Annotated in this window: 14 protein-coding genes; 4 read left to right on the top strand and 10 right to left on the bottom strand. The window is 70.6% G+C overall.

The window, feature by feature from the left end; all coding sequences use genetic code 11:
- Positions 1-199 precede the first annotated feature (199 nt).
- The gene (locus tag AB0B85_RS06195; protein WP_357404114.1) at positions 200-1183 is read left to right on the top strand and encodes an AraC family transcriptional regulator; all 984 of its coding nucleotides are present in this window, start codon (positions 200-202) and stop codon (positions 1181-1183) included.
- Positions 1184-1190: 7 nt separating this feature from the next.
- A complete protein-coding gene (locus AB0B85_RS06190; RefSeq protein ID WP_355032917.1) occupies positions 1191-1646 on the top strand; it encodes an Rrf2 family transcriptional regulator in 456 nt (151 codons plus the stop codon).
- Positions 1647-1667: 21 nt separating this feature from the next.
- On the opposite strand, the gene AB0B85_RS06185 is transcribed toward AB0B85_RS06190, so the two are convergent.
- The 8 genes from AB0B85_RS06185 to AB0B85_RS06150 all read right to left on the bottom strand — a co-directional run bounded on the left by AB0B85_RS06185 (position 1668) and on the right by AB0B85_RS06150 (position 10951).
- Entirely contained in the window at positions 1668-2633 is a 966-nt protein-coding gene (locus AB0B85_RS06185) for an acetylxylan esterase (RefSeq protein WP_357404112.1), read from the bottom strand.
- A gap of 27 nt (positions 2634-2660) precedes the next feature.
- Positions 2661-3365, bottom strand: a complete 705-nt coding sequence (locus AB0B85_RS06180; protein WP_357404110.1) for an N-acetylmannosamine-6-phosphate 2-epimerase — start codon at positions 3363-3365, stop codon at positions 2661-2663.
- Complete coding sequence (locus tag AB0B85_RS06175) at positions 3362-4297, bottom strand: ROK family protein (protein ID WP_357404108.1); 936 nt, start codon at positions 4295-4297, stop codon at positions 3362-3364. The genes AB0B85_RS06180 and AB0B85_RS06175 overlap by 4 nt, the downstream gene beginning before the upstream one ends.
- Before the next feature lie 2 nt (positions 4298-4299).
- Positions 4300-5238, bottom strand: coding sequence for a dihydrodipicolinate synthase family protein (locus tag AB0B85_RS06170; protein ID WP_357404106.1), 939 nt, complete (start codon positions 5236-5238; stop codon positions 4300-4302).
- On the bottom strand, positions 5235-6308 hold the full coding sequence (locus tag AB0B85_RS06165) for an ABC transporter ATP-binding protein (protein ID WP_357404104.1): 1074 nt from the start codon (positions 6306-6308) through the stop codon (positions 5235-5237). Before AB0B85_RS06165 ends, AB0B85_RS06170 begins: the two co-directional genes overlap by 4 nt.
- The gene (locus tag AB0B85_RS06160) at positions 6305-8263 is read right to left on the bottom strand and encodes a dipeptide/oligopeptide/nickel ABC transporter permease/ATP-binding protein (protein ID WP_357404102.1); all 1959 of its coding nucleotides are present in this window, start codon (positions 8261-8263) and stop codon (positions 6305-6307) included. Before AB0B85_RS06160 ends, AB0B85_RS06165 begins: the two co-directional genes overlap by 4 nt.
- Positions 8263-9219, bottom strand: coding sequence for an ABC transporter permease (locus tag AB0B85_RS06155; RefSeq protein WP_357404100.1), 957 nt, complete (start codon positions 9217-9219; stop codon positions 8263-8265). Before AB0B85_RS06155 ends, AB0B85_RS06160 begins: the two co-directional genes overlap by 1 nt.
- 103 nt (positions 9220-9322) lie before the next feature.
- Positions 9323-10951, bottom strand: coding sequence for an ABC transporter substrate-binding protein (locus AB0B85_RS06150; RefSeq protein ID WP_357404098.1), 1629 nt, complete (start codon positions 10949-10951; stop codon positions 9323-9325).
- A 140-nt stretch (positions 10952-11091) separates the two neighbouring features.
- Between AB0B85_RS06150 and AB0B85_RS06145 the strand changes: the two genes are divergently transcribed.
- Entirely contained in the window at positions 11092-11823 is a 732-nt protein-coding gene (locus AB0B85_RS06145; protein WP_357404096.1) for a FadR/GntR family transcriptional regulator, read from the top strand.
- Positions 11824-11995: 172 nt separating this feature from the next.
- On the opposite strand, the gene AB0B85_RS06140 is transcribed toward AB0B85_RS06145, so the two are convergent.
- Both AB0B85_RS06140 and AB0B85_RS06135 read right to left on the bottom strand, forming a co-directional pair.
- The gene (locus AB0B85_RS06140; RefSeq protein ID WP_357404094.1) at positions 11996-12667 is read right to left on the bottom strand and encodes a FadR/GntR family transcriptional regulator; all 672 of its coding nucleotides are present in this window, start codon (positions 12665-12667) and stop codon (positions 11996-11998) included.
- Positions 12668-12711: 44 nt separating this feature from the next.
- Positions 12712-12855, bottom strand: coding sequence for a hypothetical protein (locus AB0B85_RS06135; RefSeq protein WP_357404092.1), 144 nt, complete (start codon positions 12853-12855; stop codon positions 12712-12714).
- 466 nt (positions 12856-13321) lie between these two features.
- Here AB0B85_RS06135 and AB0B85_RS06130 point away from each other — a divergent pair, with 466 nt between their 5' ends.
- Complete coding sequence (locus AB0B85_RS06130; RefSeq protein WP_357404090.1) at positions 13322-13513, top strand: hypothetical protein; 192 nt, start codon at positions 13322-13324, stop codon at positions 13511-13513.
- Positions 13514-13650: the final 137 nt, after the last annotated feature.

Below are 13650 nucleotides of genomic sequence, written 5' to 3'. Positions count from 1 at the left end.
ATCCCATCGCGAGTCGCCGGGGCCGCCGACCGGTCGGGTGGCCCGGGAAGCGCCGGGCGGGCCACGGACCGGATGGCACTACCGCCCGGTAACGTAGCCCGGCCGTCGGGATCGCGACAAGCCCCACGGACCGCGGTGATTCCGCGACCCGCGTCGATTGGGATGCGATGACCTGCGGTTCGGGCTACCGTCGCAGGCGATGGTCTCCACCGGTCCCTCCCCCGCGCCACCGATCGGTTCGGCTCCACCCGTACCCGACCAGATCGCCACGTTCGCGCTGGCCCACCTCGCCGGCGACCCGGGCTGGCGTCGGCCGGTGCTCGTCGAGCAGGAGCTGCTGATCCTCACCAGCCGTGGGCACGGCGACGCGGAAGTCGACTTCCACCTGTTGCCGTGCCGGCCCGGCACACTGCTGCGGGTCCGCGCCGGCCAGGTGCTGCGCTGCGCCGGCCCGCAGTTCGACGCCACTGTGGTGTCCTGGGATCCGGCGGCGTTGCGCGGCTTCGACGTCGATCTGGACGCGCCAGTCACCTGGCGGCAACTGGCCGGCGAGGACGAGGACGCGGTGATCACCGAGGTGAGCCAGTTGGCGGTGGACTGCCAGCGGCACGCCGACGGCCGTGCCGCCCGCGCGCTGCTCCGCCACCAACTGGCAGTGTTGCTGCTGCGCCTCACAGTGGCCGGGGGCGAACGCGTCACCTCCCGTCCCGAGGAGGAGACGTTCCACAGGTTCCGCCAAGAGGTGGAGCGCGGCTACCCGCGCACCCGACGGGTGGAGGATTACGCCGCCGACCTGCGTTGCTCGGTGCGTACCCTGACCCGCGCCTGTCTGGCCGTCACCGGCCGCAGCGCCAAGCAGGTCATCGACGAGCGGGTGGCGTTGCAGGCCGGCCGGCTACTCGCCGCGACCGACCAGCCGATCGCCCAGATCGGCCGGCGGCTCGGCTTCTCCGAGCCGACGAACTTCGGTCGTTTCTTCACCCGCGAGGTCGGGGTCAGCCCCGGCGCGTTCCGGGCCGCCCGCGACCAACCGCCCAGCGGCCGGGTGGTCCGCCCCCGCCCGCCGGTCGAGCCGAGCGGCGCCAACGGTGGCAGGTTCCGTCCCGGCACGCTCGGTGAACCGGCGAACGGTGGCCACTCCGGGTCGCCCACCGGACCGGCCCGCGGTGGCGGCCGGGCATGATGACGGGGTGCAGATCTCCGCGCGCGGCGACTACGCGGTACGGGCGGCACTGAGCCTCGCCACCGCGTACCCCTCGCTGCTGTCCACCCAGGCCATCGCCGGGGAGCAGGACATGCCCCGCAAGTTTTTGGAGGCGGTCCTTGCGGATCTGCGTCGGGCTGGCATCGTCCGCGCCCAACGTGGCGCAGAGGGCGGTTACACACTGGCCCGTCCGCCACGCGAGGTGACCGTCGGCGCGGTGCTGCGGGCGGTCGACGGCCCGCTGGCCGGGGTGCGCGGCCTGCGCCCGGAGGAAACCCGTTACGAGGGTGCCGCGGAGAACCTGCCCGGCCTGTGGGTGGCGGTGCGGGCGGCGGTGCGGCGGGTGGTCGACGAGGTGAGCCTCGCCGAGATCGTGAGCGGTAGACTGCCGGCCCACGTGCGCAAACTCACCGCGCTGCCGGACGCGTGGGAGCCGCGCTGACGTTAGCCGACAGCGCTGTCCTCAGCGGCCGAAGAGCTTCCGCAGCCAGGCGAGCTGTTCAAGCTGCTGGTGCGCCTCGCCACCTTCGTGGTCGTTGAACTCGTAAACGCGTACCTCCTTGTCGCCGCCGTAGCGGTGGTAGGCCGCGAAGCAGGTCGAGGGCGGGCAGGTCCGGTCCATCATCGCGACGGAGAACAGTGCCGGCGCGGTCGCGCCGGGCGCGAGAACGGCGGCGTCGACGTACGACAACGTCCGGAACACCTGGCTGCGCTGGTCCCGGTGCAGCGCGAGATACTCGGCGACCTCGCCGTAGGGGCCCTCGGCGGCGATCTGGACAGCGCGCGGGAAGTCGGACAGGAAGGGCACGTCGGGCATGGCCGCCGCCACCCCCGGGAACAGCGCGGCGACCGCCAATGTCAGGCCGCCGCCCTGGCTGATGCCGGTGACGACGACCCGGTCGGAGTCGACGGCGGGATGGTCCTGGGCGGCCTGGGCGAACCGGACCGCGTCGGTGATCAGCCTGCGGTAGTAGAAGTCCTCCGGGTTGGTGACGCCGCGGGTGAGGAAGCCGGGGACGGTGCCCGCCGGATAGGAGTGCGGGTCGGCGGTGATCCCGGGCGCGGCGCTCCAGCCCTGACCCCGGGTGTCCATGATGAGGTGCGCGAAGCCCGCCGAGGCCCAGAACAGTTTCTCGTGCGGCAGGCCACGTCCACGGCCGTACCCGAGATACTCGACCACGCAGGGCAACGGCCCGGCGACATTCGTCGGCAGGTGCAGCCAGCCGTGCACCGGCTCGCCGCCGTAGCCGGCGACGGTGACCGAGTGGGTGCGGATCGAAGTGAGACCTGTGTCGACGGGCTCGTACGCCGCCGCCGTCGGTTCGTCGACGCGCAGCGTCCGCTCCCAGAAGGCGGCCAGGTCGGCCGGAACAGCCAGTTCGGGTCGGTACGCCCAGCATTCGGCAAGGGTGAGGTCGCTCAATGCCACAGTTTGGCCTCCAGGACAGCGGGATCGTCAGTTGGTGTGGGGTCCCGGCGGCGACTGGGCGCCGGCCATCGCCGACGCGAACCAGCCGGTGATGGTGCTGGGGTGGGTGATCGCCGTGCCCACCACCACCGCCCACGCTCCGGCCCGCAGCGCCTGCGCCGCCTGGGCCGGGGTGTGGATCCGCCCTTCGGCGACCACCGGCACGTCGATCACTGCGGCGAGCCGGGAGACAAGGTCCAGATCCGGGCCAGGCTGCTTGGTGGTGTACGCGGTGTAGCCGGAAAGGGTGGTGCCGACCAGGTCGGCGCCCGCCTTGGCGGCGGCGATCCCCTCGCCGAGGGTGGAGCAGTCGGCCATCACCAGAGCCCCGGTCAGGTCGTGGACGGCGGTGATGGTGCCGGCGAGCGTTCGGCCGTCGGGTCGTGGCCGAGCGGTGCCGTCGAGCGCGACGACGTGCGCGCCGGCCCGCGCCACGGCCAGCGCGTGCTCCAGCGTGGGGGTGATGAAGACGTCGTCGTCCCCGTCCTTCCACAGCCCGATCAGCGGGAGGTCGACCGCCTGCCGGATGGCCGAGATGTCCGCCAGGCCCTGGGCGCGGATGCCGGCGGCTCCGCCCTCGGCGGCGGCGAGAGCGACCCGGCGCATCGTGTCCGGGGAGCGCATCGGCTCACCGGGGTACGCCTGGCAGGAGACGACGAGGCGGTGACGGAGCTGCGCGATCAGCGCGTTCATGCGGTGCCCTCCCAGGCAAGTGACGCGGCGCCGACAAGTGGGGCGTCCGATCCGAGGGTCGAGGCCAGGACGGGCACGTCGTCCAGACTGGGCAACGTCTCCCGCCGCACGGCGTCCAGAAGCGCCTGCCACCAGAGGTCGCCGAGGCCGGCGACCCCGCCGCCGATCACGACGGCAGCGGGGTCGAGCACGTTGACCAGTCCGCCGACAGCCGAGCCGACGGCAGTCCCGCCCAGCAGCACCACCTTGCGGGCGGTCGGGTCGCCGTCCGCGGCGCGCGCGGCGACCAACCGCAGGTCGTCGACCGGCCGACCGGCACGCCGCACGTACTCCTGGACGAGGCCGGGCCCGGAGGCGATCGCCTCCAGGTGCCCCTGTCCGCCGCAGGTGCAGGGCAGCCGCCCGGCGTACGGCGACGGCTGGTGACCGGCGTGGCCGGCCACGGAGTGGGCGCCGGCCAACACGGTGCCGCCGACGACGAACGAGGCGCCGATGCCGGTGCCGACCGCGACGAAGAGTGTCGTCTCGTAGCCGGCGGCCGAACCGTGGCGGGTCTCGCCGAGGGCGTGCGCGTGCACGTCGTTGATGACGGCTACGGGCAGGCCCAGCAGGTCGCGCAGTTGCCCGCGCAGATCCGTGCCGGCCCAGCCGGCCAGGGCGTCGGTGGCCGACAGCACCCGGCCGGTCCGGTGGTCGATCACCCCGGCGCTGCCGACTCCGAGGCCACGCACGGTTGTCCCCGTCGCCCTCCCCCGCAACCGGTCGACGAGACCGGCTGCGGTGTCGAGGATGGCGGTCGCTCCGGCCCGACCGGGGGTGGGGGCGGTGGCCCGGTGGACGACCTCGCCGTGGCGCGTCACGAGGGCGGCGGCCGTCTTGGTGCCCCCGATGTCGAGGGCGGCGACCACCGGGGGCTTGTGTGCCTCCGACATGGCTAGAGCAGCCCCGCCAACTCCAGCTGGGCACGCACCCGTGCCGTCTCGTCGGCGTCGAGCGGTCGCAGCGGAAGCGACACCGCGTTGCTGTCGATGACACCGAGCAGGGCCAGGGCGGTCTTGAACGCGCCCACGCCCCGGGTGGCCCCCGCCGCCGTCGCCGGGTCGGCCGCGTCGACGATCCGGAACAGCCGGGTCAGCCGGTCCTGCTCCGCGCGGGCGGCGTCCCAGTCGCCGTCCACGCAGGCCTGGTGAAGTCGCACGTAGCCGGCCGGGTCCACGTTGCCCAACCCGGGGACAGAGCCGGAGGCACCGGCGAGCATCATCGCGTCGACCACCACCTCGTGGCCGGTCAACAGGCTGAAGCCGACGTTCGGCGCGCGTTCCGTGATCGCCAGCACCAGCTGACGGAAGGAGACGTCGTCGCCGCTGGAGTCCTTGACGCCCGCGAGAACGCCCTCCACCGCGAGCCGGCTCAGCAGGTCCGGAGAGAGCTTGGTGTGCACACAGACCGGAATGTCGTACGCCAGCAGGGGCAACTCGACCGACGAGGCGAGGGACCGGAAGTGCCGCTCGATCTCGTGTGGGCCGACGATGGCGTAGAAGGGCGCGGTGGCCACCAGTCCATCGACACCTAGGCGCGTCGACGCGTCGGCCCGGTCGAGGACCCGGCGCGTGGTCGGCTCGATGCAGCCGGCGATGACAGGTACGGCACCCCCGACGGTCTTGACGACGGTTTCGAGGGCCTGGTCCCGCTGGCTGTCGGTGAGGAACACCGTCTCGCCGGAGCTGCCGAGGGCGAAGATGCCGTCGACGCCGGCGGCGAGCATCCGCTCGACGAGCCGTTCGAGGGAGGCGACGTCGACAGCACCCTCCTCGGTCAGGGGGGTGACGACCGGCGGCACGACTCCGGCGAACCGCGGGGCAGGGGTGGTCACGCTGTCTCCTCGACATGTAGGGGGGTGGTGCGGCCGGTCGATGCTCTGGCGAGCTCGACCAGCTCCGTGTTGCTGGATCCAGCGGGTACGGGGTGGTAGCACCGGAACTCGTGGAGGCCGGCACCGCCGCCGCCCGTCCTGGGTGGTGGCATCTCGATGGCGCAGCCGTCAGTGGCCTTCCAGCAGCGGGTGCGGAACGGGCAGCCGGTGGGCGGCCGGGTCGCGAGCGGGACGGGACCGACGAGCGGGATCGGATCCAGCGGTGAGAGCAGACCCGGCGTGGCGGAGAAGAGCGCCCGGGTGTACGGGTGCTGGGCGACCTCGGGGAGCCCTGCGGCGGGCGTCTGCTCCACGATCCGGCCCAGGTACATGGTGACCACGCGGTCGCTGATCCGTTTCACGGTCTGGATGTCGTGCGAGACGAAGACCATGGCCAGGTTCAGGCGCTCCTTGAGGTCCAGGAGCAGGTTGAGGATCTGCGCCCGCACCGACACGTCGAGGGCGCTGGTGGGCTCGTCGGCGATCACCAGGCCCGGCTCCAGGGCCAGGGCACGCGCGATGGACACCCGCTGGCGTTGGCCGCCGGAGAGCTGGCTCGGCAGCACGTCGGCCACCGAGCGGGGCAGGCCCACCAGGGCCATCAGCTCCCTTACCCGCTCCTCACGCTCCTTGCGGGTGCCACGCCGGTGCACGTCGAGCGGGTCACGCAGGATGTCGCGGACCGGCATGCGCCGGTTCAGCGACGTGGCCGGATCCTGGAAGATCATGCCGACCCCGGCGCCGATGTGCAGCCGGCGTTCCGCCGCGTTCATCGACCAGACGTCCTTGCCGGCGAAGGCGACAGTGCCGCTCGTCGGCCGCTGCAGACCCACAAGCACCTTGGCCATCGTGGACTTGCCGCAGCCGGACTCACCGACGACACCGATGGTCTCGCCGGCTCGCACGGTCAGGTCCGCGCCGGTGAGGGCGTACACCCGCTCGCGGCCGAACATGCCGCCCCCACGGGTGCGGTGAACCACGTGCACGTCGCGCAGCTCGACGATCGAGTCGTGTGAAACTGACGCACTCATCGGGCCAGCTCCTCTTCCCTGACATTGACGGCCGGGTGGTGACAGGCGTACCGGTGGTCGGTGACGCCCTCCAGGAGGGGCGTCTCCTCCCGGCAGATCTCGGTCGCCATGGGGCAGCGGTCGGCGAAGCGGCAGCCCGCCGGGAAGTCGGCAGGCGACGGCACCACACCGCGGATCTGGGTGAGCCGCTCCGCGCCGGCCTCAAGGGAGAGCACCGAGCCGAGCAGACCCCGGGCGTAGTGGTGCGCGGGCGCGCCGACCACGTCGGCGGTGACACCGCTCTCGACGATCTGACCGCCGTACATCACCACGACGCGGTCCGCGACGTCGCTGACCAGCGCCAGGTCGTGACTGACCAGGATCAGCGCGAAGCCGAGCTGGCCGCGCAGCCGCAGCAGCAACTCCATGACCTGCGCCTGGACCGTGACGTCGAGCGCGGTGGTCGGCTCGTCGGCGATGATCAGGCGCGGGTCCCGGGACAGGGCCATCGCGATGACCACCCGCTGCCGCTGCCCGCCGGAGAGCTCATGCGGGTACGCGGACAGGGTGCGCTGCGAGTCCAGGCCCACCAGTTCCATCAGCTCCTCGGCGGAGCGGGTGCCGCCACGGCTGATCATCTGGGCGAGCTGCGGACCGATGCGCAGTGAGGGGTTCAGGGCCGACAGGGCGTCCTGGTAGATCATCGCGATCTCGCGCCCCATCAGAGCCCGGCGTCGCTTCGCGCTCACCTTCAGCAGGTCGGTGCCCGCGAAGCGGACCTCGCCGCGCACCCGGGCCCCCTGCGGGAGCAGGCCCATCACGGCGAGCGACGTCAGGGACTTGCCCGAGCCGGACTCCCCCACCAGGCCCAGCACCTCGCCGGGGCGGACGTCGAAGGTCAGGTCGTCGACGATGTCGACACCCCGGTGCCGCCCCTCGAACCCGATGGACAGGTTCTGGACCTCCAGGACGGGCTCACCCTGCGGGAGCGGGCGGGCCCGCTCGCGCAGCCGCTGCGCCGCCTCGGGCAGGCCAGGCAGCCGCACCACCTCACCGGAGCCGGGCTGCGCCTCCTCCTGCGCGTCGCCGGCCCTGGTCGAGGTGGCCCGCCTCGCCGCCGGGGCGGCCCAGGCGTCGGACATGCCCTCGGAGAGCACGTTCAGGGCGAGCACGGTCAGCAGGATCAGCAGGCCGGGGAAGAACGTGGCCCACCAGCCACCGATCTGGACCATCTCCTTGCCGAAGGCGATGACCGAACCCCACGAGGACGCCGCCTCCTGGGGTGCCAGCCCGCCACCGATGAAGGAGAGGGACGCCTCGAACACGATCGCGTCGGCCACCATGACGGTGGCGAAGACGAGGATCGGGGCGGCGCAGTTGCGCAGGATGTGCCGCCAGAGGATGTGCGGTCGTCGTGCACCGATGATCCGTTCGGCGGCGACGTAGTCCTCCCGGTACTGCGAGAGCACGTTGGCGCGCACGATACGGGCGATCTGCGGCACGAAGACGAAGGCGATCGCGATGACGAGGACCACGAGGCTGTTCTTGCCGAAGGAGATGATCAGCAGGGCGGAGAGGACGATGGCGGGGAATGCCATGACGACGTCGAGGCACCGCATCACTACCTCGTCGACCGCCGGCCGGCTGGTTCCGGCAAGCGCGCCCAGGATCGAGCCGACCACCAGGGCGATACCGGCGCTGCCGAAGCCCACGATCAGCGAGCGTCGGGTGCCGGCGACCAGCCGCGAGAACACGTCGCGTCCGAGCTTGTCCAGGCCGAACCAGAAGTCGCCGTTGGGGCCGGTCAGCGCCGGTCCGAGCCCGGCCTGCGCGGGGTCGTGCCGCATGATCAGCGGCGCGAAGATGCCCACCACGACGATGAGCAGGACAAAGCTCAGTGCGATCCGGGCCGTGAGGCTGAGCCGTTTGAAGGCGATGCCGGGAACCGACAGCCGGGCGGTGAGTGTTCGACGCATCAGTGGGCTCCGCGCAGTCGTGGGTTGGCGAAGAGGTAGAGGATGTCGACCACCAGGTTCACGACGACGAAGCAGATGGCGATCGTCAGCACGGTCCCCTGCGCGAGGGCGGTGTCGTTCTGCTGCACCGCGCTCATGATCTGGGTGCCCATGCCCGGCAGCGAGAAGATGGCCTCGATGACGACAGTGCCGCCCAGCAGGTAGCCGATCCGCAGGCCCAGCACGGTGAGTGGATTGACGAGCGCGTTGCGCAGCACGTTGCGTCCGATCACCACTCGCGGTGGCAGCCCGGCGCCGATGGCCGTACGGACGTAGTCCTTGTCGAGTTCCTCGACCATCGACGTTCGCACGATTCGGGCCAGCGAGCAGCCGACCGGCACGGCGAGAGCCAGCGCGGGCATGGCGAGCGACTGCAGCCAGAGGGAGAACGAGTCACCGGGGTTGACGTACCCGCCGGTCGGGAAGACGGGGCGGCGCACCGACAGTTCCTGGATGAGCAGCAGGGCCAGCCAGAACGACGGCATGGCGATACCGGCCATCGAGACGAACCGGATGACCTGGTCGGGCCAGCGGTCCCGGTACAGCGCTGCGGGGATGCCGAGGGCCAGCGCGATGACCAGCGCACCGATGATGCCCAGGGCCGTCAGCTGGATCGTCAGGGGCAGCGCGGTGGCGATCTTGTCGGCGACCGGGACGGACGGCGGGAAGGTCATGCCCAGGTCGCCCCGGACCAGGTCGCCCAGGAAGTGCAGGTACCGCAGGGGCAGCGGGTCGTCGAGCCCGTTGGCGGCCTTGAACGCGGCCACCTGCGCGGGGGTCGCCTGGTCACCGAGAACGGACAGCGCGGGGTCGATCGGGGAGAACTGCATGATCACGAAGACGAAGATCGTGATGCCCAGCACCAGGGGTATCAGTGTCAGGAGTCGTCGCGCGACCAGACTCAGAACGCTCAGCATGGTGTCTTTCTCTCGTCGAGGGCCGCCGGGGCGTCCCGCCCAGCCCACGGGACAGGGGCTGGGCGGGACGCGGAGGGGCCAGGGTCGGGCCCCCGAAGCGGGCTCAGCCCTTTCGGCCGGTGCCCAGGAAGTACAGGCCGGTGGTCGACGCGCCCGAGAAGTCCGAGAGCTTCGCCGGGTCGTACGCGGTGACGACCTTGGTGTGCAGGATCGGATACAGCGGGACCTCGTCGGCGACCTTGTCCAGAGCCTGCCCCCACAGGGCCTTGCGGGCCGCCTCGTCGGAGGTCTGCGCGGCCTTGTCGAGCAGGTCGGCCATGGCCTTACGGTCGGCGGCGCTCCACCGGTAACGCAGGCCCGGCCAGGTCTCGCCGTAGTAGAACCAGCGCAGCAGCAGGTCGCTGTCGACGCCGAAGACGCTCGGGTCTCCGGTGGCCATCAGGACCCGGAAGGTGTCCTTCGGAACGATGTCGCCGTAGATGGCCGAGGACGGCACCGTGTTGAGGGTGGCGTTGACGCCGATCTTCTTCCACTGCTCGATGACCAGCGGAGCGACGTCCTTCACCGCGGAGTTGTCAGTGGTGTCGAGCTGGAACGACAGGTTGGTGACGCCGGCCTCGGCGAGCAGGGCCTTGGCCTTGTCCACGTTGAGGTCGTAGACGGTGGCGGCCTTCTGGTAGTCCTTGTTGCCCTCGTCCAGGTAGCTGGTCGCCGGGGTGCCGTAGCCGTTGAGCGCGGTCTTGATGACCGCGTCCTTGTCGATCGCGTAGTGCAGCGCCTGACGTACCCGCTTGTCGTTGAACGGCGCCGCAGCCGTGTTGAACATGAGGAAGACCTGGTTGAAGGCCTGCTTCACATCGACCTTGTACTTGTCCTTGAGCGAGTCGACGTTCAGGTACGGCACCGACTCGATGGCCTGGACACGGCCGCCCTGCAGGTCCGACACCCGGGCGGAGGCCTCCGACGTGGTGTTCCACGTCATCGTCTCGACCTTGGCCAGCTTCGAGCCGTTGTAGTTCGGGTTCTTGCTGAGCTTGACGCCCGACTCCTTGGACGCGCTGTCCAGCTTGAAGGGGCCGGAGCCGATCGGCGCCGTGTCGAAGGCCTTCGACGCGGCGACATCCGCGGTCTTCGCCTTCGGCACGATCTTGATCACGGAGATCCGCTCGTCGAACAGCGCGAACGGGTACTTCAGCGTGAACTCGGCGGTCGTCGCGTCCTTGGCGGTGACCGAGTCGATGAACGACACGAACCCCTGCATGAGCGGCGGGGCCTTGGGGTCCGCCGGCTTCAGCACGCGCTGGAACGACCACGCGACGTCCTCGGCGGTGACGGGCGTGCCGTCGGAGAACTTCGCGCCGTCCCGAACCGCCACGGTGTATTTGAGCCCGTCGGGGCTGGCCACCGGGTCTTCCTTGGCCAGGGCACGGTAAGGTTCCCGCGTGACCGGGTCGAGATCGATCAGACCCTCGAAGATGTGCTGGTTGACCGCGGTCGCCACCGCCGACGAGGCGTTCCCCGGGTCGAACCCGCTGGAGAGGGTGAACGCCAGAGTGGTCTCGATCGAGGTCGCACCCCCGTTACCGCCCTCGACGGCGTTGGTCGAGGCGGGGCCGCCACTGCACGCGACAAGCCCGAGTGCGAGGGTTGCCGCAGTGGATGCGACGGCCAGCGAGCGGAACCGGCGCGGGGGCAAGCGCCGACTCTCCTTTGGCTCAACGGTGGTGCTCACGTAGCTGCCTCCATAGGCTCTTCATTGCGCTTGCGTCGCCGCTCGCGCTGAGGGATTCGAAGGTTAATGGGGTCTGACGTCAGACATCTGATGCCGATAGGGTGAGCGTGTCAGATCCGTGAACGAAGGGCAAGTGGCAGATGACGACCATTGACGCATCCCCGCTACGCGGTGCGGAGCGCCCGGGTCCCCGCCGGCAGGAGGTGGCGACCAAGATCAAGGATTACATCCTGCGCAATCGCCTCAAGCCCGGAGACATCCTGCCCACCGAGGCGGAGCTGTGCGACGCGGTGGGGGCGAGCCGCTCGAGCGTCCGCGAGGCCGTCAAGATCCTCTCCGCGCTCGACATCGTCGAGGTGCGGCACGGTCACGGCACCTTCGTCGGCCGGATGTCCCTCGCCGCGCTCGTGGAGGGCCTGACCTTCCGCGGCCTGCTGAGCGGCGAGGAGGACCACCACGTCCTGGGGCAGGTCGTCGACGTCCGCCAGACCCTGGAACAGGGGCTGGCAGCCCAGGTCATCGCCGTTCTCGACAGCGGGCACCTGGCGAGACTCTCCACCCTCGTCGACGAGATGGAGAGCCTCGCCGCCCAGGGGATGGACTTCCTCGACGTCGACCGCGCCTTCCACGTGAAGCTGCTGGAACCCCTCGGCAACGACCTGATCCTCCAGCTGACCGAGGCGTTCTGGCAGGTGCAGGCCATCGTCGCCCCCACGCTGCGCACCGAGCCGGAGGACCGGCTGATCACCGCCCACCGTCACCGGGCGATCGTGGACGCGATAGCGGCCGGCAACGTGGCCGGCCTGCAGGCCGCCATCGCCGACCACTACGCGCCCATCCGGGCGAGCATCGCCCGCATCGTGCAGTCCTGAGTCGACACCGCCACCGTCGTCGGAATCGACACTGGACTGACGCGAGGCGCCATCGGCGTTCCGATGATGCTCCCTATACATAGGAGTGTCACCGCACCCGATTCGACGCGACGGGTTCGACCGGCGTTCGACGACCTCGGCACGGTAGCGCCGAGGTCGCGCGGGGGGTCGGTCACAGTGCCCGGCGGAGCCACTCCTCGACACCGGCGACGTGCACGGTCGCCCAGGAACGCGCCAGATCGGCCTGGCCGAGCGTGATCGCGTCGACGATCGCCTGGTGCTGCTCACGGGTCCGGGTGACGGCGCCCACCTGGGTGACGCCGCGCCAGATGCGGGCCCGGGTGGTGGGGCCGGAGAGCCCGTCGAGCAGCGAGCACAGCACCGCGTTTCCGGCGCCGACGGCGATCTGGCGGTGGAATTCCAGGTCGTTGGCGACCAGCATCTCGACGTCGCTGGTGTCGTCGACGTTGTCGAGGATCGCCTGGAGGTCGGCGATGTCCTCAGCACCCATCCGTTGCGCGGCCATCGCGGTGGCGGCTGGTTCGAGAATGCGCCGGACCTCCAGAAATTCCAGCACTGTGTCGTCGCGGTGGAAATCCACGACGAAGCCGAGCGTGTCGAGCAGCAACTGTGGAGCGAGGCTGGTGACGTAGGTGCCGTCGCCCCGACGGACGTCCAGGACGCGGATGATGGACAGCGCCTTCACCGCCTCCCGCAGGGAGTTTCGGGACAGGCCGAGTCGCCGGGCCAGGTCCGTCTCCTTGGGCAGTCGGTCGCCGGGGCCGAGTTCGCCCGAGGTGATCATGTTTTTGATCTTGCCGATCGCCTCGTCGGTGAGCGCCATCGCTGCCTCCGGGTAGGTGTGAGCCGTTGCCGTGACCGCGAGGATTACACCCTGAGCCGGTAGACACGCGCGGCGGTGCCCCCGAAGAGCGCCCGGGATGCCGCGTCGGTGAGCTGCGGCAACACCTCGTGCAGCGCGGCCAGGACCCGTCCGTAGCTGCCGGCGAGCAGGCACACCGGCAGTCCCACCTCTCGCGGTCGATGTCGAACGAGGCGTACGCGGGCGGTTCTTCCCAGCGGTAGATGGTGCGCGTCGACGGTCAGCACGTGCGGGCGGTCCGGCTACCCACGCCCGACCGCGCGCTCCTCGCGGGAGCACCTTACTCGTCGAAGCTGCACCACTGTCCGTTCCCAGTTGAGGTGGTATGGGCAGCTCGGCTTCGGGGTGCAGGCGGTGGGGCGGGGCTTCGGTTTGCAGGGCGGTGAAGTGGCGGGTCAGGGCGTCGACGGTTGCGGTTGGTGAGCACGGCCAGGCGTGCGGCGCGTACTGATCCTTGATGGCCGGGTGGGGCGCAGAGGTAGCGGCGTAGGCAGCTGGGGTCGTAGGTGGTTGACGTGGGCGAGGCGGCGGACGTAGGAGCTCAGGGTCTCGCCGGGTTGGGGGCGGGGTATGACCGGCAGTGGCTGGGGCCAGCCCGGGAAGTTCCGCTGACCCGTGAACATCGCAAACGACCGCGCCGGCACGACATCCGCGAACCGCCGCAGCGCAGCGCGTCAGCGGCTCACAACGCAGCTCACCGCCCTCGCCGACGAACTCGACCCTGAAGTCGGCCGGGTCGATGACGCCGGCAGCGGCGACGGATTCCGAAGAGGAAACATCGGGTGTTTCCGATTCCATGACCTCTGACATCTGATGTCTGTCAGACGCCCCTCGCGCCTGCGACAGATCGAGCTGGGCTGACGGGTCTCCATGCGGGTCACGATCGTCCCCTCTGGCCGCACACATCAGACGAATGAGTCCGGGCCATTGACAAAAATAAACAT

This window comes from Micromonospora sp. NPDC049044, from assembly GCF_040649215.1.
In the GTDB taxonomy this organism is placed as follows: Bacteria; Actinomycetota; Actinomycetes; order Mycobacteriales; family Micromonosporaceae; genus Micromonospora.
Note: the sequence above shows the minus strand (reverse complement) of the source record. Positions and strands in the feature narration are given on the sequence as shown.